Below are 23,833 nucleotides of genomic sequence, written 5' to 3'. Positions count from 1 at the left end.
ATCCCCCTATCCTTTATCCATACTTGACTTCTCGACATAACAACAACGCAATGTTTGAATTGCTGGTATAATCGCTTTATAATGTCCATGATTATCATAAATCTTAAACCATAACTTACCACTTGAGTCCTTGGCATATGCATAAGCCACTACCCAATGATTCTGGTAAGGACTTCCTAAAACAGCCACCGTACCAACAATAACAGGTAAAGGATCTTTTTTACTCAATTGTTCAACCACTACTTTTTCACAAAAAATATGCGACTTAATCTGATAACCAAATCCCTTTACCAATACTTCCTTCAAACCACGCGCAATATCCCATAAATAAGTACCAGGATATAATAAGACATCTTCCATCATTAAGCGATATGTCTGCAATAGCTTTTCCATTGAAACTTCTTCCAAATGCTCAATATTTTTTAAAATATAATGTGTCAAAGCAGCGGCAGAGTAACTACCACAATAGCCTGGAGCTTCTCGATTAATATAAGATTGATAACATTTAAAGTAATCTTCATTAATACCAATCCACTCTAATTCCTCGCTAGGTAATGGATGTCTTTTAATTATCTTCATAATACCACCTCACTACACAAAAACGCCATAATAAAGCACTCCTAAAATACCAGAAAATACCATATATTTAATCGGGTCTATTTTATATTTTCTTAATATATAGACACCTATTGCCATCACTACGACCGCAAACATATCCACTCCCCCTTTTAAATCAGCTGGGAAAGTCGCAGCTAATACTAAAGTAACACCTGCTGAGGCAATAAAAGCTACAATAGATGGATGGAGTGAATTTAATACCGATTGGACTTCCGTTAAATTTTTATACTTATAATATAAATAAGCTAGTGTTAATACAATCATCAAAGATGGCGTAATCGAACCTAATGTCGCAATTACTGCTCCTGGAAAACCCGCCACTTTCGCTCCCACAAAGGTAGCTGCATTAATGGCAATTGGACCAGGTGTCATCTGAGAAATCGTTAATAAATCACTGAATTCTTGAATGGTAATCCAGCCACGATTTTGGACGATTTCCTCTTGAATTAATGGTAGTGCTGCATAGCCACCACCAAATGTAAAGATACCTATCTTAAAATAACTAAAAAATAATTCCCATAATGCAATCATTTATTATCCACCTCTTTCTTAGGCCATACCTTTTCTGATGTTAAACCTAATATACTAGAACAGATTAACACCATCGCAATATTCACTTTAAAGACATATACCGCAACAAACGAGGCAAACATAATAATTATCGCTGGTAGCCATTTTTTCTTAAAAATATCCATCGCCATTCGAATCACAACATCGACAATAATTGCTGCTACTCCCGCCTGCATTCCACGCAAAGCAGCGGCAATAATCACATTTTGACTAAAAGCAATGTAAAAATATGACACCAAAGTCATAATTACTAAAGGCGGCAAGACTGTAGCTACAATTGCAGCCACAGTACCTTTCAACCCTTTCAACCGATATCCAATTAAAATCGCTGCATTCACAGCCATTGCCCCTGGAGCCGTTTGCGCAATTGCAAATAAATCCATCATTTCTTCTTCATCTATCCAATGTAATTGCTCTACAAAACGATTACGCATCAATGGTAACATCACATAGCCACCACCAAATGTAAAGGCGCTTATATAAAAACTTTCCTTAAAAATTCGTACCAAAGATATCTCTTGGTCTTTATGACTCACTTCTAAACTCATTTACAAACCCCTTACTTCACTAACTATTAGAATAGTTGAACTATCCTTATATTATTTTATCATAAATCTATTTACTGTGAACTATCCACCAACTATTACTACTAAGAATATGCTAACTCTTTTCAATTGCGCTTTGATACTGTATAATGAATAAAGATTTCCCAGAATTACTGGGATACTATAATGATTTGAGGAGTTCCTATGAAAAAAATAACAATGTTGGATCGCATACGAAGCTTTTCCAACGAAGAATTGGCTATCTATTTTATATCGATTTCGATATTCTTACCATTTTATCTGTTTTTAATGATATTCTTTCTATATTTTTTAGTTTTATTATTAACGGGTAAACTTACGCCAATTATTTACCATTTATACAAAGCCCCCTTCTTATTAGGGTTTATTATTTATAGCGCAATCATATCTATCATAGCTACTAATTGGATTGGTTTAGTTGTAACCATTTTAATGATGCTATTCTTTATATTTTTCCGCTATTACCAAGAGATAATATCACCTGAATTATTTCATACGATATTACAAACATTTGTGATGCTAAGCTTTTTAGCAGTTGGATTTGCCTTTTTAGAACATTATCAAATTGTTCAAAAATTCGACTATAGCTTTATTTCACCAGCTATGCAAAGACTACATGAAAATCGTGCCGAAGTAACATTCTTTAATCCAAATTATTATGGACTATTTTGTTGCTTTATCATTATGCTGTGTTTTTACTTTATCTATGTTACTCATTCAGTACGTTGGAAAATCATCTCAACTGTAGGAATTATTGCCAATGCTGTTGCATTAAATTTAACGCAAAATCGTTCTGCTTTTCCAGCTATTATCTGTGGGGCAATTATCTATTTATTTACAACCATTAAAAACTCACATGCTTTTTGGATTAGCGTAGCCTTCTTTAGTTTTGCTATATGGCTCTTATTCTCATCCAACTTAGGAATGCGCATGGTTCATGTTGAAGATTCTCTTGATGTACGCGTATCTATTTGGCAATCAGCCGTTGAAATGATTCGCCTAAATGGCTTACTTGGTCAAGGTCCATTAACCTATATGCATGAATATCCGATTGTCAATGCGCCCTATCACGAGCATGCTCATAGCTTATATATTGATACTTTATTAAGTTATGGTTATATTGGCGTATCCATCTTACTAGTCTCATGTTATAGCTTATTCCAACAATTCTTAACCTTAAGCCGCACCATGATTAAACGTCCCATCGTCGGGTTAATCTTGTCTTTCTTTGTGGTAGTAGCTGTTCATGGAGTTGTCGACTTAGCCATTTTTTGGATTCAAACAGGATTCATCTTCTTACTAGTTATTACAACTATGCCAATGTGGGTTCAATATAACGAAGAAATACCTTACCGTAAAAAGAAAACAACATAAAAAAAGCTGAAGTACTAATCTTTATGACTAATGCTTCAGCTTTTTATTATCCTCTTAGCTTACCTTTTTGACCTAAATTTTCAGGCTTTAAATCCGTAATAATCACATGGACTGCATCAGTTGGTGCACCAGTATTTTTAGCGACCACTTCAGTAATATCCTTAACTAAATTCTCTTTTTGTTCTCTAGTACGACCTTCTAACATCTCAACATGTACAAATGGCATTCTTCATTCCTCCTAGATTATATGGTAACTTAAGCATACCTTTTTATAAAGCTTTCCGTCAAATAATTCCCCTCTATCTCTACTACCTTAGACTGATTTTTTCCTCATCCATAGCCGAATACTTGCTAAACCAGTATTAAGCTAGTAAAATTATATATAAGCTCATCGAATAAGATAATTATTTATCCTTTAAAATTCGATATAACAACCAATATTTTACAGTATATATTATTAACAAAAGGAGAATCTGCATGATTAGAAAACCAAAACAAGATGAATTAGATCAACTACTTCCTTTAATTATGATTATCTTAAAAGATATGGAATTACCATTCTTAAATGAAGTTGATGACCATACTTTCCAACGCATGATGTTTGAAGCGATGTTGGATGATTCATTCCGTTACAGTCTAAAAAATTGTTTAGTCTGTGAACAAGATGGTAAAATCGCCGGGGCTGTCTATGGTTATCCAGGAAAAGTCGAACCAAAAATTGATTTACCTTTTACCAATCTTTATCAAAAATACAATTTACACACTACTAAGCCATTCTTTGAAGATAGCGAGACTTTCGCCGGTGAATGGTATTTAGATAGTTTAGTGGTCCATCCAGAATTCCGTGGACGTGGGATTGGTAGTCGCTTAATTCACGCCACACAAGAATTAGCCCAACAATCTGGTGAACATATTATTGGGTTAAACTGTGATATTAATAATTCAAAAGCCAATAAGTTATATCAAGCATTAGGCTTTAGACATCATAGTGAACGTAAACTAGCTACTCACCATTATTCTCATATGCAATGGGAATTCCATCGTAAAGAACTAAAAAAATAAATGACGGCTATAAAGAATTGTTTTTAAACATCATTTAGCATTAAAAATACTCACACCGTATCTCAGTGTGAGTATTTTTTATTATTGTACTGTCACTAAACGCAAATCTACAGAACGACCAAATGGAGTTACTAGTAAGCCTTTAACATTTGGAGCTAATAAATAACTTTGTGCTCCTTGATAAATCGGTGCTACAATCGCATCTTCTGCTAATATATGCTCTGCTTCAATCATTTTTTCAAAACGTTTTTCAGCATCAGTTGCTAAGTTTGTTTGAATATCTGTAATCAAAGTATCATAATTCGCATTACTATAATTTGCAAAGTTAATACCGCCTGTTGTGGTATATTGTTCTAAAAAGTTCATTGGATCTTGATAATCAGGTGTCCAAGTACCATAGAAAATATCAAAATCATCTTGTTTTTCTAATTCTAAACGATTTTTTAGTGGAACAGATTTAATATTTAATGTTACACCTGGTAAATTTTGTTGAATTTGCGCTTGTAAGTATTCACCAACTAATTTAGAAGTACCAGTATCAGAAGTTAATAATGTCACTTCCACACTATCCACGTCTAAATCCTTTTTCGCTAGTTCCCATTCTGCTTGAGCTTTTACAACATCATAAGCTAATACATCCCCACTAGCATCACGAAAATCTTCACCACTATCATCATTAAAACCAAAATTAGCAGGAACAATCCCATTTAAGACTGTTGATCCATCCTTCATCACATTTGTTACCAAAGCTTCTTTATCATACGCCATAGCAATAGCACGGCGGAAATGAACATTACCAGTCACCTCACGCAAAACATTAAAGCTCATATAACCCGTCATCGCTTTAGGTTGCGTATGGAACTCTGGACGACTCTTATATTGATCGACAAAATTATCACTAATAGCCGTATATTGTACTTCACCTGCATCGAATAAAGTTGTTGAGGTTGCTACCTCTTTTGAGACATTAACCGTAATTTCATCCATTGACACATTAGCGCTATCCCAATAATCAGGATTCTTAACTAATTGCCATTCTACTTCTGAACCATTCCACCCTTTTAATAAATAAGGACCGTTACTAACAATATCATTAGCGCTTGTACCATAATTTGCCCCTTCTGCACTAGCAAATTCAACTGATTGTGGTAAAAAACGTGTTCCTGTTAATAATTTAGGTAGATAAGGAGCAGGATATTCTAAAGTAATCTCCAAAGTTTGATTATCAATTGCTTTTACACCTAATTCTTCCACTGGTAATTCGCCTTTAGCAATCTTACTAGCATTTTTAAAGACTTCTGCTGATTGAATACCTTTAGCTTCTGCTGGGTCAACTAGTTTACGATAAGTATAGACAAAATCCGGCGCTGTAACCGGTTGGCCATTTGACCATTTAACATTATCTTTTAAAGTAAATGTATAAACTAAACCATCTTCACTAATCACGGGTTCGCTTGCAGCCATCCCTAATTCAATCTTATTATTAGGAGCCACACGATACAAACCCTCAAATACTTGCCCAATCATATCAGATGTCGGCACATCATTATAATCAACACTATCCAAAGTCGTTAATTCACCAAATGTAGTCATCTTAATACTATTACTCGCAGTATTAGTTGGCGTTGTTGTTGAACATGCTGTTAATCCCAAACTCCCTAATACTAACGTCGCCATTGTAAACTTTTTAAAATTCTTCATTTCCATCCTCCTCATAATCTTAAACCCTCTATTTTTATTTCATTTTAACAAATCCCTTTATATTCACCAAAAAATTTGCTTATTAACTAATAAAAGTGGCGAAAACAACTGCTTCCCCCACTGTCATTAAGATAATAAAAATGACTGAAATACATTATTACCCAAAAATTTTCCTTTTTGCGACAAGCGAATCCCTTCATCATCTTTTATAATTAATCCTTGTTCTTCTAAATCCAATATCACATCTTGATAAATACTCATCATTGAACAATTGAAACGATACTTAAATTCCCGATAGCTAACACCAGACATCTTGCGCAACCCTAAGAACATAAACTCCTCAATCTTAGCCTGACGCGTTAAAGGTTGACTCTGTAAAATCGGCAACTTCCCTTGTCTCAACGGCTCCAAATAATGTTGAATTGGTCCTTTATTCTGGTAGCGTTCACCACGAACATAACCATGAGCCCCCGCACCAAAGCCATAATATTCATCGGCATTCCAATAATGCAAATTATGACGCGACTCAAAACCAGGCTTAGCATAATTACTAATCTCATAATGCTTATGATTTGACTGCTCCATTGTATCCATCGCCATCTGAAACATTTCCGCTTCTTCATCTTGCGTTGGCAAAGGTAACTTCCCTTGACGCATCAAATTATAAAAGACCGTCTTATGTTCCAAAATTAATGAATAAATCGAATAATGAGGCAAATCCAATTCCAAAGCATATCGTAAAGTCTCTTCAAAATCAGCAATCGTCTGTTTTGGCAAACGAAAAATCAAATCAATACTAATATTCTCAAATCCAGCCGCCTTTGCAGCATCCACCGTTTTGTAGACCGTCTCCTTACGATGTTTACGTCCAATCGCTTTTAGTAAATCATCATGAAATGTCTGAACACCCATACTAATCCGATTCACACCATAATCCTTCAATAAAGCTAACTTTTCAATCGAACCATCATCTGGATTCAATTCAATCGAGAACTCATTATCCGGACGCAAAGGAATATACTGATGAATCCCTTCTAATAACCGCTCCATCTGCTTTAAGGATAAAGTCGACGGCGTACCACCACCAATATATAACGTCTCTAATAATGGAATTTCTTGCTGTTGACTAGCAATCTTCATCTCCTCTATCAACAAATCAACATATTCATCAACTGGTTGCCCCTCAATAAACACCTTATTAAAATCACAATAATAACAAATATGCGAACAAAAAGGGATATGAATATAAGCTGACGTCTTCACATCAGAATGCACTTCTTTTTTTAAAAATTGACTCATAAAATCTCCCTTTTAATTATTGTTTTTCAGAAAAATACATTCGCGTATCTTCCTCATCAGTTTTAAGTTGACGAATTAACTGATTAATTGTCTCGAACTTCAATTCCGGACGCAAATACTTACGCCACTCAATTGTAATCTTATCTCCATAAATATCTTGATTAAAATCTAAAATATGAACCTCAATGACCGGTTCTCTAACATCATTAAAAGTTGGATTCAATCCAATCGACGTCATCGCTTTGTACCACTCACCACGCACCTTCACACGCGTCACATAGACTCCTTGCTTAGGCACTAAGACATCTGGTTGAACCGCCGTATTAGCAGTCGGATATCCTAATAAGGCACTCCCACGACCAAAACCATGCTCGACAACCCCACTTATTTGATAGTGATAACCTAATAATTCCTCCGCATAAGATACTTCTCCCTCGACTAAAGCCTTGCGCACTGAAGTCGAACCAATCTTACCATGAAGATTACGCTGTTCTGGTACCATCACAATATCAAAACGATTCTTACCATAATAGTCCAAACAATCCATATTCGCAATATCTGGACGACCATATGTATAATCAAATCCAGCCACCACCACACTCGCATGCAAACAAACGATATACTCATCAACAAATTCTTGCGGATTTAAGCTTGCAAAATCATGATTAAACGTTACCACATAAAAATAATCAATATCCATCATTTCTAATAATTCAATCTTACGCTCTAAAGGTGAAATATACGTATACTCACCTTCCGCCTTATTAGAAAACAACACACTTGGATGACGATCAAATGACATCACCGCTAGCTTTTTACCTTGACTTTTAGCAATCCTTTTCGCTGTTTGAATCACCTTTTGATGAGCCTTATGCAAACCATCAAAAAAACCTAATGCCAACACAACATCATCTGATGGAATCTCATTTTTATCATATGGATGTGTTAAATAAATGATTTCCATTTTTTCATCCCCTCTTAAAACATTTTAATCGGCTTCAACATTCCTTTTTTACTTGGATGCTGATCATAAATTGCCACAACACGTTCCTCTTGATATAACGCAATTGGTAACTGTAATTCTCCTAAAGGCAATTCTTTTGCTTCTAATAACGAACCATTCGCCACTTTCTTTTCAACGGCACTAGGTAACTGCATTTTATCAAAATCTACTAAAGCCGTCTCAACAGGCTGGATAAACTCTTCAATCGTACCCGCTTCAACCGCCTCACGAACTTCATCAATCGTCATACAATCTTCCGGCTTATATAGCCCACTCTTAATACGTGTTAACTGAGACATATGAGCCGCATAACCTAAATTACGTCCCAAATCAACTGCCAATGTACGGATATACGTCCCCTTACTACAAGTCACTTCAAAATGCCAAGATAAAATCTGATTCACCTCATCAAAAACAGGTTCACTCGTACGATCGAATGCATAAATTTGCACCGTACGCACTGGACGCTCAACTTCTTCACCCTTACGCGCATACTCATATAAACGACGACCATTCACCTTAACAGCCGAATACATTGGTGGAATCTGCTTTAACTCCCCAACCATCTCTTTCATCGCCTGATCAATCACCTCAGTAGAGATTAATTCCTTAACCGGCGTCTTCTCAATCACATCACCATGCGCATCCTCAGTCTCCGTCGCAAAACCTAATGTAATCTGACCTTTATATTGCTTGGCTGATGCTAATAAATACTCAACTACCTTAGTTCCTTTTCCTAAACAAATTGGTAATACCCCATCTACTTCTGGATCCAGTGTTCCTGAATGTCCAATCTTCTTCATTTTTAATATTTTTCGTAATTTAAATACACAATCGAAAGAAGTCATACCCTTTTCTTTCCAAATTGGTAAAATTCCATCCATTTTTTCGCCTCCCTATTGTCCTTCTTAGTATACCATAGAAAAAGTCCCATAAACATAAAAAAGCTACTGCTCATCCCATGATAAACAGCAACTTCTACTACTCTATTATTTTTGCTAATTCTTTTTCCTTCATTGATTGCTTATATAATTCTAATTCAATCTCCTCTTCAATCCGACGAGTAATTCGTTCCTTGGCTTCAACGTTCAAATCCTCAAAACCTTTCGACTCAATCGGTAGAGCGAACTCTTTTTTAGACTTTAACATTAATACGTTAGCAATATTACCAATTAAAATACCAACAATTCCAATACCAAAAACCATTAAAAAAATACCAATACTCTTACCAAGTAATGTATGTGGTACAATATCTCCATAACCTACCGTGGTCGTAGTCACAACCGTCCACCATAAAGCGTCAAAATAATTAGCCATAGTCGGTTCAATATACGTCATCGGAATACTCACAATAAATAACATCGCTACTAACCAGACTAACATCAAGCCTACATCATTAGTTTGCAGTAAAGTCGTCACACTCGGGAAATGATTGGCAAACCAACTATTCCACCTCAATAACTTCACCACACGCAACAAACGAATAATACGAAAGACACTATTAATTGGCAATACCACAATCAAATCAATTGGATGACTAATAATATAATGGAACTTATTATCTGCCTTCCATACGCAAACTAGATATTCACCCAAAAACAATCCGTAAATCATACGATCAAACCAAATATAATGATTCTCTTTATCAAAAACAAACAATACCGAAATAATCGCTAATAATAAATAACTAATTTCATAAATTTTTCTCTTCATCTAAACGCCCCTTTTACCCTTTAATCATAACATATAAAGTAGCTTCAAAAAGATATTTAACTAATTTTCTACATAAAAAAGTAGTGGATTTAGGACAAAAATCTCACTACTTTATTTCTAACTTATCTTGTTCTTTTAAATCAACATACACCGATGAGACATATGCTCCTAACACCATCACAATACTCGATAAATATAGCCATAATAATAAAACAATAATCCCCCCAAGAGAACCATATGTCGCATCATAACGGCCAAAATTATTCACATAAAATGAAAAAGCATTCGTAATAACAACCCAACTCACCGACGTAAATAATGCACCCGGCAACATATCAATGATGGTTATTTTACGCTTCACATCAGCACTTGGACTAAAACGATACAGCAAAGCAAAAATAATAACCATCACTAAAAATGGCACAATCCCACGTAATAAATGAAAAACTTCCACTAATAATTCTTTTTCACCTACTAAAGACACAACATAATGATAGATAATATCACCAAAGACATTCGCTGATACTAAGACAACCATCATCGCTGACAAGGCTAATGTGAATAAAAGCCCTAAAGCACGCGTCACTAAAAAACTATGTGGCTTTGTCGAGCCAAATGCCCGGCTAACCTCACCCATTAACTTAATAATTCCTTTAGAACCAGCCCATAAAGCTACTAATAAAGATACCGATAATAAAGTTCCTGAACTCGAATGAATCATCGACGTTAAAATCGGATTAATAATCTCTACTACATTCTTAGGTAAAACTTGCAATAATTCTAAAATATCCTGCTGATACTCTGCTGCAATCAAACCTACAATATTCAAAAGAAAAATTAAAAATGGGAAAATACTAAATAATAAATAATAAGCCAACATTGCCCCAATATTGAAGAGGTCATTTTGCTGAACTTTTTCAATCATTGCTTTCAAAAAAATTTTAATTGTCAAATTGGCACCACCTTTAATTCTCTATTAATTTTAAACAAAAAGAAGTCATTTGTAAAATAAAACTCAAAAAAAGAGGAAGCACAAGGCCTCCTCATAAAAATGAATGATTACATTTTATTGTTTTTTAGTAAACATCCAAGCTGAACCAATCATACCAGTTAGACCAATTACGTAGAAAATAATTGAACCGATAGAACCAGTTTTTGGATATTCGACTTTACGGTTTTTAACTTTGATTTCAAAAATAGGTGTGTCATCTACTTTTGTTGGTTGTGTAATCATATCATAAGCAAAATGCTCTGTATCTACTTCATGCCCAACTACCATATCACCTTGTTTAATTTCTTTTGAAGGGATAATAATTGATCCATCTTCTTCAATATAAAACGGAATAACATCAAGTAATTTTGCGTAACCTTTTGGAGCACGCATTTCCCATAAGTAATATTGACCAGGTTCAAATCCTTGTTTATCACTATTCTCAAAGGTAAATGAACTACCTTTATTACCAATTAGGTTAGCAACTTGGCCATTATAAATATCATCTGAATTTTGCCCATTATTAGTTGATACAGGATTTGGTTTTGTAGTAATTGCGAAACGAGCAGAATCAAAATCTCCAAAGCCAATTAATTTATCAGGATTTTTTTCATCGACTTTTGTAACTTTAATTTTAGCTTTGTTAATTGGAGCATTAGCAATATCTAAGACAGGATAATTATCCTTATAATGACCAATAATCGCTAACTCACTTGAACGTACATAAGTATGGTTATTAGTAATAAGATATGTAGGGTTATCTAAATCTTTTTGTTCCCAATATCCATTTTCCCAATACCCATCGTACCAATATCCATCGTACCAATATCCGTTGTGCCAAATATCTTTTTGAGTATACGTTCCTTTTAACTTAGAAGACAAGGCTAAATAGTCACCTTGCGAATCCATTGTTCCAGTAACTTTAACCACATAACTCTTACCATTATATAAAAAATTTTCGAAATCTACTGTATATGTATGCCCATCATTAGGTTTTGAGATTGGTTCTGTACAGTATTCTTTTCCTAAATCTTTTAATGTACCCTTATCTATTAACGGAGTAACTGCAAAACTTTTTGGCAATTCAACATTTGTTGCATCGTATAAACGAATACTTGTAATATTCGCAACACTATCCTTCCCAGGAACATATGGATCATCATTTCGAAAATCATTAATTTCTAAAGTTGTACCTTTATTTCCTGTGCGTTTTAATGGATTAACATAAATATAATATTCAAATGTTTGATTTTTATTATCTTTTTGAGTGATTGTCGACATTAAACTAATCGTATTTGTATATTCAGTACCAAAATCTGGATACTCCACATTAATTGATCCTTTAATATGCTTTTGATCAATCAAGTTAAAGTCATACTGTTTATTCGACGCATCATCAGTTACTACACTTGTATCGATTGATAATTTAAGATTACCTTTTAAAATAATATGTTTCATACTTGCTGCATATTCAGTAAACGTATATTTCATCACACGATTACCATCCATATCAACCATCTTACCAATTGCAATCGGTTCTTTACGACCATTAATGATAATATGTTCATTGACATTTGCAGGATTAATTCCGTGATCATGCATGTATTCTGGAATATCTAATGTAAAGTAGTCGCCAGCAAGTAGTTTTTTAGTATCAGATTTAAAATCTAATTCGAAATCAACATCCATTAACCCTCCGTTATTAGGGTAGATGGTTGATGCATCACGACTCCCATTGCTATCACCATATGGGTAAACAGTAAACGTAAAGTTATCCTTAACAACTGTTAAATCACTATTTCGATTACTTCCTGTTCTTTCTTCTGGTTGTAGTGACCCGTTGCTAGGATTTTCAAATGCTTCAGTGACACCACTTGAATATATAATGATTGTCCACGTTCTATCTGTTTTTTCATATCCTTCTGGTGCCGATTCTTCTTCTAATGTATATATACCTGGTTTTAACTGATTAAAAATAATTTCTCCGGCATTATTTTCAACTCCATAAATAGGCTCTTTCGTAGTATCGATTTCACCAATTTTACCATATGATAATTTAAATTTGGCTCCGGCTACTGGTTTCCCTAATCCCAATTTATTAATAACGACTTTACCTTCGCCTGGTTTTGGTTCTGGTGTTTCTGGGCGTTTATTGATAATTGTTAAAGGAACTTTAATAATTTCTTCTGATTTTAAGTTAGGAATTTTAACATAATTTGTTGTTGAAACTTCTCTAGTCTCCATCGATTTGTCTTCCCAAGCTGGCAACATATATTGGAAGCTATTATTCGTATTAATTTCATTTCCTTCATATTTTGCAGTCACTTCAATAATAGCTGCATTAGCATCATAATAACTATTTTTTGGAGATAATGCTGTATTAAATGCTACTTCTAAATTTGTGTATCCTTCGTATCTATTAATATTTGATACAATAGCACTGTCTGAAGGGAATTCTTCTTTTGTTTTTGTTCCTTCAAATGATTGTAATTCACTTACATTTCCAAAAGGAACTTTATAAATTTTATAAGAAATTGTTTCAGCATTATTAAATTTCGGTAATTCAATATTGGCTACTGGTTTAAAATGATTTTCTCCAAACCATACTACTTTATTAGACTTATAGTTATTTACATAAATATATTGTGTAAATGTTTTATTTTCAGTATCGATTGACATAACTTTGGAAGCCATATTTAATATTCCATTATAACCAGATGAAAAATCAGCTCCAGTATTTATGATCTTTTCACCAGTTTCAGATAACAATATGGTTTCGCCATTGTTAGTAACTTTAATTTCCCAAGTTTCAGAAGTTTTTTCATAACCTTCTGGAGCTTTCGTTTCTGTTAATATATAAGTTCCAGGTAATAAATTATCAAAAGTAAGTAATCCGCTCTTTGGTGTTGTTTTTTGAATTGGTGTAAATGAAGAGTCATCCTTTTTAATTAATTCAAACTCCGCTCCAGTTAATTTTTCTTTCAATGTACTGATTTTTTCGATATCAAATTTACCTAATTTTTGGTTAACGATAGTAATCGTTGACCCATCAATTTTTGCTTCTTGTTTTTTAGCTTCTTTAATGCTAACTTGTTCTTCTTTAAATTCTTTTATAACAGATTTGGGTTTTTGAGACAGTGTTGGTAACAACCCATTTACTAGTTGAGTTATTTTTTGGATATCAGCATTTTTAATGTTTTTCGCTGGGGTTTTAACACGTTTAACTGCTACTTCACTAATTTCAATACTGCCATTAGTTTCAACTTTAACATTCCATTGTTTCTCTGTACCTTCATAGTCAGTTGGTGCTTTTGTCTCTGATAAAATATACCAAACACCTTTACTTAAGTTCTCAAAACGTAATTGACCATCAGTATCTATCGTTAATGTTCGCGTTTGTTGTTCAGTGTCAGGAATATAGCCCCACTTACCTCCATATTTCTTTTGTAATTCTCTTAAGGTAAACTCTGCTCCTGAATTTACTTCACCTTCAATCGCTGGTAATACATCACCATTTTGATCGACTTTTTTAACAATTATTTCAGGTTCTTTTGGTTTTTCAGGTTTATTACTAAAGAACATAGATTTGTTTTCTAACTCTGGCTTCTCTGCATCTTTACCATTTAAAATCTCGCCATTATTTCTAGTAACAACTCCATTATTAACAGTAAATGTAATTACTTCATCAGACAACTGATATCCAACCGGGGCTTTTATTTCTGTGATGGTATAAGTACCATCCGTTAATCCAGTGATATGAATCTCACCAGTATTAACTCCTGTACCTTGTGTCGTATATTGTTTTGGATAACCTTCTTTTGCTCCATTCTCTTTATCAATCCTAAACACCGCTCCGTTTAATCGGTTTGTGTTATCAGCATGTGTTTTATCTGCATCTTCTTTAATTAATTCAATCTTTACTTCAGGGTTGCTAATTTCATATTTATTGTTCCAAATCCCCTCCGATATATTTTGACCATCAAGCGTTGCGTTACCATCTTCACCAACTACTACTGTATATTCTTTTTCAATCAAGATATATCCAGCTGGGGCTTTGGTTTCTTTTAATGTATAGGTACCACTTGGAAGTTTATCAAACGATACTAGTCCTTCTAAATCAGCAACTGCTGTAAATTTTTCTCCAGTTGATTGATTTGTTAATTCAAATTCTGCACCTACAATTGTATATTGCGTACCTGTTTGATACTTAATAAATTCAAACTTACCTTTAAAACAGTTTACTTTTATGCTAGATTGATCTGTATAGGTACGAGGAAAAATTTTAGTAGTAATAACATCTTGCGTTGCTCCCCCTATTGAATGCAATGCATAAAACTTAACTAAATAGTCGTTATCGGTAAGTTCTAAACGAACATCTACAAAATTATGTTCTTTAGATTCATCAAACCCCGATACTGCAGTTGTAATTATTTTACCTGATTCATATCCTGGTTTATAACCTAATTGGACTTCTTTTGTTCCGTCAGGCGTTGTAATAATTAATTTACCCGTTTCACTTGGGTCAATCTTCTTGGATAATTCAATCGTTACATTCTCTTTTTTATCATCTAATAAAATTTTGTTAATCTTAACTTTTTCTATGTTTTTCTCTGTATAGCCTTGATTCACTTTTAGACCAATTTTTTCCCAAGCACTTCTTACTCGTTGATCAGAATTAATGTCTAATGTATATTGATTATTTTTAAATGGAACAGTCATATTCTCTGAATGATAATTATCCCATCTTCCAATTTTAGCCCCTGTATTTGGAATTGCGTATTCAGAATTATTAATATACAGTAAATCCCATATATATTGTTGTGTTGCTGCAATAATATCACTTAATTTAATATCATCTTCAAATCCATAATAATTACGCATAGCTTCTTCACTAACGAAAGGATACGAATGCGCCATGATATTTTTGATTTTTTTAGCCATTTCCGGTTTTTCATTTTGGCTAATATGATTATATACTTCTTTATAGAAAAATGTTTCAAAATCTTCTTGCATATATCGATAATCACCATTACTTGCAGTAACTTTTGGTCTTAATCCATCACCAATCCATCTATACTTAATATCTTCAATACAGTACGCATTAATATAATTTTCAGGTCCGGCATTAGGCACTGATGAGTCATCTGGTTCAGATGGATGACCTTGAGAAGCAGACCAATGTTTTTTTGTTGGATCAACATTACTAGCTACTTTATCCCATCCAGGAGTCCATCTACTTTGAAGACCATATTTCCCATGCCCTTTTTCGATTTTAACTAAGGTATAGATTGAATAATCATAAAATTTTCCATTCAATGACCCATCAGCTTTTCTAGGTTTTGATAAAAATTGTGAAGTTTGATATTGAGGTTTCAATATATTTGCTTCATTAGTTCTTCCAGCATTATTAAATAAAAATTCAGATGGTGGTGAATACAAATCTCCTGCTGGAACTTCCGGATTACCAAGATTTACAACACATAAAGGTAATACAATACTTTTTGGGTTATCTTGTGCAGTTGTCTTCATTTTTAAACTAAAATCACGAGTATTGTTATAATCTTGAATTTGTAATATCTTTTCAATATTAAACGGCACAAATAATTTATAACCGAATGTTACTGTATTACTAATTGATCGAGGAACTTTTGTAATTGTTGTTCTAAGTACTTTATGTCCATTATCATCATTAAAGATTCTTCCAACTGATTCAAAATTTGGAGTATTGTTAATCATTTTTTTGATTTCGTTAATATCAATATCCATCATATCTGGTAATTCAATATCGATATAATCTCCTGCTTTTAATTGTTGAACTCCTGCATTTTCACCCATATCAACATTAATATTCATCCCGTATACTTTATAAGGATTCACTTCTGCATTTTGTGCAACAGTATTGCCATCTTCATCCGTTAAATCAAATGTTAGATTTTTTACTGAAGCTGTTACGTCACGAGATGCTGAAGCTTGGCTAATTGTAATCTTTTGCGAAGCGCTATTTTTAGCTGTTGTAGCAGTTAGCGTCACTTCTCCACCATTTATTGGGATTTCTAGTAAATCAAATGGTGCTGCTACTGTTGTTCCCATTGCTTCTGCCTGACCAGTTCCTTTTGGTACACGAATAACCGTAAATGTTGCTGTTTTATCATTCCCGTTAATTTTTCCGGCTACTTGCATTTCTGGTCTAGCTATATTTACTACCGCTCCATCAACATATTCTAATTCTTTTGGTAATTCGACTGTAAAAGTATCTCCAGGCATTAAGTCATCTGTATTAAAAGTAAAGCTTAATTGTAGTCCTAAGACTGTTGATGGATCGACTGCTGAAGTAATTTCGCTAAAATTTTCTGCATCAGTCATTTCAACTACTTTTAAGGCTACATCAGTTTGATTTGAAATATCCGATTTTTCTCTAGATTGGATTGTAACGGTTTGTTCATTTGATGTTGCACCTTGTGTACTTGCTGTTAAGGTAACCTCTTGATTTGTTGTATCTGCAAATTTTACTGGTAATGTCATTTCTATTTCAAATGCATTAATTGGTAAATTCATAATATCATTAATTTCAACGCGTAATTGTTTTTTGCCATCCTTTTCAATAACTTTGATTGAGTATTTAAAATCATTTGTATCGACTACCATTTGCTGAACAGCTGTATAATCTAATTCTTCTGGTACATTAATATAGAAGAAATCTCCTACCTCAATTCTTCCTGAGCCAATTGTAATATTTGATTGTGTTTTAAGATATAAATTGTATTGACGATAAGGATTCACTTTACTATCATTAATATCACTACCATCAGAATTCACTAATTTCATTTCTAAGCCAGTGATTTCTTTAGAAACATCATCGCCACTTTCTGCTTGAATGGCTGCTAGTGGATTAAAGTGCCCCTCTTGTATTACTGTAATTGCTGCTGGTGTGGCAAAGGTTAAGACTGCTGCTGCCGTTAATAATTTCGTGCGATATTTATCAAAGACTTTTTGTTGTTTAGCTTTGTGTTTATAACTTACTTCTGGAATCACAGTAGCCGTCTCCTTTCTGGTGTTTTGTGTTATTTGGTCCCGTTTATGTTTATTATTACTCAATTTGTTTTCCTCCTGACGAGCGGTCGTCATCATCTCTTTTTAATGTTTTATTTATTTGTTTGTTCACATTCTCTAATTTTAGACACATTTTTTATTTTTCATGATTGTCTTTTGCTCTTTTATTTCTATTATTTTCGATAAGCAAAACTACTATATTCCCATCTTTTTATAAATGTATCCTATTTTTATACATATTTAATTATACTATTTTTTAGACATATTTCAACCTAATTTTGACTTAATTGTGTCTGAATAGTGATTATTTTTTAAAAAATGTTTTTCGCTAAAAGTTTCAGCTATTTTTTTATTGTTAAAAAAGGTTATTTCCCATAAAAAATAGAGCTAGCTAACTTTTACGTCAACTAACTCTATTTCACTTTTATTATTGATTACTTTTACTAAACAATAGTATTGCACTAAGCATACTGATTAACCCAATCACATAAAATAGCATTGAACCAATACCACCAGTTCTTGGGAATAACATTTTATGGTTCTTCACTTTAATTTCAACAGCGGGAGTATCCCCTTCTTCTATTGATTGTTGAATCATATGATAGGCCGGATGAGCTTCATCAACAACATATTCTCCTTGTTCATTTTGTTTGGAAGGAATAATCACACTGCCATCTGCTTTAATATAGAAGGGAATTGTTTCAGTTAATGTTACATAACCTTGCGGTGCACGCATTTCCCATAAGTAATATTGACCAGTTTCAAAGCCTTTTCCTTTATTAGTAAAAGTATAGGTTCCATTATCCAAATAAGCCACCTGTCCATTAAAAATATCATCTGAAGATAAGTCAGCATTGGCTACAGGATTTGGAGTTGTTGTAATACCAAATCGTGCAGTCGTCTTGTGATTATTATCGACAATCAATTCTCCTGTTTTAGCATCGACTTTTGTAATCTTAATAATTGCGGTAGCGTTCACTTTATTGGTAATCACTAATGGATTATCTGGCGTTATCATTGTCGCATTTTCTAATGAATTACTATTTTCTTCTGTGCCATCATTAGCTAAAAGATAAGTTTCTCCATGGTCATTAACATAAATCATCCATGTTTTATGACTCAATTGATATCCTTCTGGAGGTGTTATTTCTTGTAGGCGATAATATCCCGGACTAATATCAGAAAATGTAACATTCCCTTGGTCATCGGTTGCTTCTGAAGTAATAACTTCTTGTGTTTGAAGATCTGTTAAACCAAATATTGCACCTGGTAAAAATATACTTGCATCTTCGCTATCTTGTTTATTAATTACTAAGTTACCATTCTTTTTATTCATCACCGTAATGGTATTATCGGTAGCAACCTCTTGCGGATTTTCGCTTGAAGTAATTTCGATATCACCATTATGATTGATTTTGATATCCCAGATAGTGTCTGTTTTTTGATATCCAGCTGGGGCTTTCAGTTCTCGTAATTGATACCAGATTCCATGGTGTAACTGACCAAATCGTAAAGTGCCATCTTTTCCAATTATTTCCGTATAAACATTATCCGTGGTAACTGGATTCCACTCATCATCTGTGCTAGCTTGTTTTTTATATTCTTTTAATTCGAACTCTGCACCCGGGCGGAGTTTGGTAGCTAGGATGGGATTGCCTTCTGGGTCAACTTTTTGAATAATAATGTCTACATCTTGGGGATTTTCAATTTGGTAGTGATTATCGATAGTTGGGCTATACCCTTCCCATTGATCGGAATTAGCTTTTTTTACTTCAACTTGATTCGTCCCATCCGCATAAATTGTTACCTTGAAAATCATTCCTGTTAGTAAATATCCTTCAGGTGCTTTTATTTCTTCTAAAAGATATTCACCTGGAGATAATTCATCAAAGATAAATTCACCATCTTGATTTGCAGATTCATAATATACTAAATTAGTTTTATTTCCTTCTTCATCTAATTTTGTTAGAGTAAATTCTGCTCCTGCAATTGCATTTTTAGTAGTAGCGTCTACCTTAGTAAAGGTAAACTTTCCACGATTTAATTGCACTTCTGCTTGATCAACATAAGTTCTTGGGTACAATTCACCAGTAATTAAGTCTTGTGTCCATATTCCCGAACCATCCATCACATAAAATTGTACTTCGGCATCACTATCAACAATCTCTAAAGTAACAGTAATCGTCGTTTGAGCATTTGTTAATAGGCTAGCGATATCTTCACTAATAGTTAGTGGTGTATTCATGGTGATTACTTTTTGAATCACTTTTCCATTTGATGAGCGAATTATTACTTTACCAGTCTCACTGCTATCTAAGTGACGACTAATACTAGTTGTTAGAGTTGAACCCTTGATTGTTACGGTTCCTAACGCAATATCTGAAGGGCTATTCACTTGATAATTTTCTGTGTAGCGAGATTTAATGATGTCTATAGCCCTAAACATATTACTAGCATCAGACTGCAATGAGCGTTGTTCATCAGTTAATCCCCATTGTAAGGTTAATTTACCCTTAATGTGTGGTTCTGTCCAAACATCAGCAGTAAGTTTTCGATTATATTTAACTTCTTCTTGAGTATTTGGGTAAATACGTCTAATATCCCATAATACTTGTTGAGTAGCAGCAATCATATCACTTAAACGAATATCATTTGGTAAATGATAATACTGACGCATCTCTTGTTCACTAACAAATGGATAGCAATGGGCCACAACATTTCTTAACTTCACTTTATCTTGCTCATACATATGCCAATTATAATTTTCTAACGGAACTTTTATATAATGTCTTCCAGCATATAAGCCTAATCCCGGTCTTATATGAGAAAAACCTTTTTCTTCAATACAATAACCTAATAGATAATTACTAGGATCCGCATTTGGTAATGAGGTATAACCATTGTCTAATGTTTGTATAGGACCTGCTGACCAGTGTTTTTTCAGTCCATTGACTCCACTGTCTAAAACATATTTTTGTTTTAATTTAACAAGTGTAAAAATCTCGTAAGGTGCAAAATTATCTTGTGTTCCTCTACAATCATAACCAAATTCTGATACTTGATAAATATCATCTAAATAATCATTCATACTTTTAGGAGTATATCCCCAACTTTCTGTAAATAAGTCTTTGAATGGAGGGATATAATAATCAAATTCATTTTCATGCTCAGTATTCAAGGCTTGTAAGATGAAACGATGACTATATGCTTCTTTCTCATCGTTGCTAGTATTAATTTTTAAGCTCATTTTGCGTTTGCCTTCTGCATCACTTTCTAAGGCTTTCACTTTTTCAAGATCGAATCGCATTGCTACATTGAACTCAAATTGAATCCTATTTCCTTCTGCTCGTGGTGCACGTTCGACTACAATATGTAATATTCCTGTAGATTGATTAATTGTTCCGTGAAATTTTAATTGTGGTGAATCATAATCTAAATCTTGCACAAATTTATAATCTAAAACATTGGGTAATTGAATATCGAAGTAATCGCCTTTTTGAACTTGATTACTAAACATTTCTGTCCCCATATCAATTGTCATATTCAAATAATAATGTTCATAGGGGTTAATAAGCTCATCTTGTTGGACAATTTGATCGACTCCTTTTAATAGATCAAGTGTGAGTGTATTGATTTTATTAGATATATCTCTTTGAGCGACTTGATGAACGGTAATTGTTTGCGCTACTTCTTGTGTTCCTACTATTGTTTTTAGGGTTATATCCCCACTTGATTCCTCTGTTTTAAAAGGTGCATGTAATTGAAAGTTAATCGCTTTTACTTGATGGATACCGGTTGGTAAGGCTAATAAGGTACAAATTAACTTATCATCTCGGATTTCTCCTTTAAACCGTACGCCGTCTTTTGCATATTGCAACATGCTAATATTGCTATAATCTAATGGTGTTGGTAGACTAACTTCAAAATAATCTCCCTCACTAAGATTCGTAGCATTAATATCAAATAATAAGTTCATGCCGATACTATCCACTGATTGAACAGTTGCTCCTTCTTCAAGCGTTTGTTTCGTTTCTGGATTAAAAATAACCATTTGTGGAATAATAACATTTGAAATATCGTTTATATTTTTTGGTGTTGCTTCCTTATCTTGATTAATGACTTGTTCAGCAGCTACATTAAATATATTGCCATTCCCATTCTGATTAATTATTTGAATAGTTGGTGTTGTTAATATAAGTGCCATTGTTGCAACTAATAATTTCATACGATAGTTATCGAATAATTTACGTTTTCCTCGTTTATCTTTTGTTATCACTGTGAATACCTCCTTATCATAGATATCTGGCAACATAGATGATATGATAGATTTTACTTTTCGCTTTATTTTATTTAAACAAATCTTGTATCTACTTACTATTATACCGACTATTGTCTTAAAAGTAAACTTCATTAGTCCTTTATGTGTCGTTTGTGTATTTTTCGTTCACAAAAATAACCCCTGCTGTAGCAGAGGTTTATAAAAATTATTATTTACTTTTTACATTAGCTACTTCTATATCCATATTAGTTCCCATCACAAAATTCTTAAGATATAACCAATAAGCTAATAAAGCGGTTAATGTTTCTGTAATGGCAAACGAACACCAAACACCATTCACACCCATGATTTTTGACATCACATAGGCAACTGGAATCATAATTACTACAAAGCGTGCCATAGCAACAATAAATGATTCCATTCCTTTGCCGACTCCTTCTAAACAACCAGATACCGTTACTGATACTGATGATACGATAAAGCCAAAACTAATCAACTGCATCGCTTTAGCACCTTCCATTACTGTAGCTTGGTTCGTTGTGAATTGTGCCATTAAGAATTCTGGGAATAATAAGCTAATCAACATCCCAGCCCCCATCATAGCCATAATCATTAATAATGAAGTATGATAGATTTTTTGCACACGATCAAAACGTTTAGCTCCATAATTAAATCCTACTAATGGACGGATGCCTTGAATAATTCCATTTGCTGGCATATAGATAAAGGTTTGTAATTTATAATAGACTCCTAAAATTAAGACACCTGTTTCAGACATACTTGCTAAGATACCATTTAGTAAAGTTAACATGACAGATGATAGGGAAATATTTAAAGTAGCTGGAATACCAATTGCATATATGCGTTTTACAATCGAAAAATCAAAGGCATCCTTTGTCAAACGCAAAGTTAAGCCTAGTTTACCACGATAATATAAATAAATATAAATTAAGAACCCAACTGTTTGGCCGATACCTGTTGCGATTGCCGCACCTTTAATGCCTAATGCTGGCACAAATCCAAAACCAAAAATAAATATTGGATCTAAAACAATATTCGTCATACACCCAATCATCATACACATCATCGCATAACGCATTTTTCCAACAGCTTGAAATAACTTTTCAATATTAATCGACATCGATACGATGGTGGTAAATAAAAAGACAATCGTTCCATACTCAATCCCTGCTTCAATCACCATTAGATCATTCGTAAATGATTGTAAAAACGATCGCATGGTCCCTAATAAAAGTACCGTTAACACAATTCCATTAAATACCGACAATATCATCGATAAAGCCGCCGTGTTAGTGGCACCTTTTTCATCTTTTTGACCTAGGTGAATCGCAACGACCGCATTTGAACCTACACCGAAACCTACCCCTACTGCAATAATCATATTTTGTAATGGGAAAATTAATGATAAAGCTGAAATGGCCTGTTCACTAATTTGCGCTACAAAATAACTATCGACAATATTATATAGTGAATTAACTAACATTGAAATCACCATTGGCAACGACATCTTCACTACTAAGGGTAATATTTCTTCTTTTTCCATAAATGAATGTTCCATATATTCCTCC

Annotated in this window: 15 protein-coding genes; 2 read left to right on the top strand and 13 right to left on the bottom strand. The window is 33.6% G+C overall.

Annotated elements, in window-relative coordinates:
• Positions 1-6: 6 nt before the first annotated feature.
• Genes BMX09_RS01695 through BMX09_RS01685 form a run of 3 tightly spaced genes read right to left on the bottom strand, consistent with a single transcriptional unit; the run spans position 7 to position 1,736 of the window.
• Positions 7-579, bottom strand: a complete 573-nt coding sequence (locus BMX09_RS01695) for a hypothetical protein (RefSeq protein ID WP_089745972.1) — start codon at positions 577-579, stop codon at positions 7-9.
• Positions 580-591: 12 nt separating this feature from the next.
• Complete coding sequence (locus tag BMX09_RS01690) at positions 592-1,149, bottom strand: chromate transporter (protein WP_177159492.1); 558 nt, start codon at positions 1,147-1,149, stop codon at positions 592-594.
• Entirely contained in the window at positions 1,146-1,736 is a 591-nt protein-coding gene (locus tag BMX09_RS01685) for a chromate transporter (RefSeq protein ID WP_089745971.1), read from the bottom strand. Before BMX09_RS01685 ends, BMX09_RS01690 begins: the two co-directional genes overlap by 4 nt.
• A gap of 201 nt (positions 1,737-1,937) precedes the next feature.
• Between BMX09_RS01685 and BMX09_RS01680 the strand changes: the two genes are divergently transcribed.
• Positions 1,938-3,146, top strand: a complete 1,209-nt coding sequence (locus BMX09_RS01680; RefSeq protein ID WP_089745970.1) for an O-antigen ligase family protein — start codon at positions 1,938-1,940, stop codon at positions 3,144-3,146.
• A gap of 46 nt (positions 3,147-3,192) precedes the next feature.
• On the opposite strand, the gene BMX09_RS01675 is transcribed toward BMX09_RS01680, so the two are convergent.
• The gene (locus BMX09_RS01675; protein ID WP_089745969.1) at positions 3,193-3,372 is read right to left on the bottom strand and encodes a 2-hydroxymuconate tautomerase; all 180 of its coding nucleotides are present in this window, start codon (positions 3,370-3,372) and stop codon (positions 3,193-3,195) included.
• A gap of 251 nt (positions 3,373-3,623) precedes the next feature.
• On the opposite strand from BMX09_RS01675, the gene BMX09_RS01670 reads away from it, so the two are divergent.
• Positions 3,624-4,208 (top strand): GNAT family N-acetyltransferase, encoded by a 585-nt coding sequence (locus BMX09_RS01670; RefSeq protein ID WP_089745968.1) that lies wholly within the window; start codon positions 3,624-3,626, stop codon positions 4,206-4,208.
• Positions 4,209-4,289: 81 nt separating this feature from the next.
• Here BMX09_RS01670 and BMX09_RS01665 read toward each other — a convergent pair whose 3' ends face one another.
• The 9 genes from BMX09_RS01665 to BMX09_RS01625 all read right to left on the bottom strand — a co-directional run bounded on the left by BMX09_RS01665 (position 4,290) and on the right by BMX09_RS01625 (position 23,823).
• Positions 4,290-5,909, bottom strand: coding sequence for a peptide ABC transporter substrate-binding protein (locus BMX09_RS01665; protein ID WP_089745967.1), 1,620 nt, complete (start codon positions 5,907-5,909; stop codon positions 4,290-4,292).
• 126 nt (positions 5,910-6,035) lie between these two features.
• The gene (gene hemW, locus BMX09_RS01660) at positions 6,036-7,208 is read right to left on the bottom strand and encodes a radical SAM family heme chaperone HemW (protein WP_089745966.1); all 1,173 of its coding nucleotides are present in this window, start codon (positions 7,206-7,208) and stop codon (positions 6,036-6,038) included.
• 16 nt (positions 7,209-7,224) lie between these two features.
• The gene (gene ribF / locus BMX09_RS01655; protein ID WP_089745965.1) at positions 7,225-8,172 is read right to left on the bottom strand and encodes a riboflavin biosynthesis protein RibF; all 948 of its coding nucleotides are present in this window, start codon (positions 8,170-8,172) and stop codon (positions 7,225-7,227) included.
• A 14-nt stretch (positions 8,173-8,186) separates the two neighbouring features.
• Complete coding sequence (gene truB, locus BMX09_RS01650) at positions 8,187-9,095, bottom strand: tRNA pseudouridine(55) synthase TruB (protein ID WP_089745964.1); 909 nt, start codon at positions 9,093-9,095, stop codon at positions 8,187-8,189.
• Between the two features lie 97 nt (positions 9,096-9,192).
• Complete coding sequence (locus BMX09_RS01645) at positions 9,193-9,924, bottom strand: ion channel (RefSeq protein WP_089745963.1); 732 nt, start codon at positions 9,922-9,924, stop codon at positions 9,193-9,195.
• Between the two features lie 106 nt (positions 9,925-10,030).
• Complete coding sequence (locus BMX09_RS01640) at positions 10,031-10,876, bottom strand: YihY/virulence factor BrkB family protein (RefSeq protein WP_089745962.1); 846 nt, start codon at positions 10,874-10,876, stop codon at positions 10,031-10,033.
• A 114-nt stretch (positions 10,877-10,990) separates the two neighbouring features.
• Positions 10,991-18,010 carry a SpaA isopeptide-forming pilin-related protein gene (locus BMX09_RS01635; protein WP_177159491.1) on the bottom strand — a complete coding sequence of 2,340 codons (7,020 nt, stop codon included), beginning with the start codon at positions 18,008-18,010 and terminating at the stop codon, positions 10,991-10,993.
• Between the two features lie 382 nt (positions 18,011-18,392).
• Positions 18,393-22,241, bottom strand: a complete 3,849-nt coding sequence (locus tag BMX09_RS01630; RefSeq protein ID WP_089745960.1) for a SpaA isopeptide-forming pilin-related protein — start codon at positions 22,239-22,241, stop codon at positions 18,393-18,395.
• A 211-nt stretch (positions 22,242-22,452) separates the two neighbouring features.
• Positions 22,453-23,823: an MATE family efflux transporter gene (locus BMX09_RS01625; protein ID WP_089745959.1), complete on the bottom strand. Its 1,371-nt coding sequence runs from the start codon at positions 23,821-23,823 to the stop codon at positions 22,453-22,455.
• Positions 23,824-23,833 lie beyond the last annotated feature (10 nt).

The organism is Granulicatella balaenopterae (genome assembly GCF_900111135.1).
In the GTDB taxonomy this organism is placed as follows: domain Bacteria; phylum Bacillota; class Bacilli; order Lactobacillales; family Aerococcaceae; genus Granulicatella; species Granulicatella balaenopterae.
The sequence above is the reverse complement of the archived record's forward strand: the minus strand, read 5'-3'. Positions and strand labels throughout refer to the sequence as shown.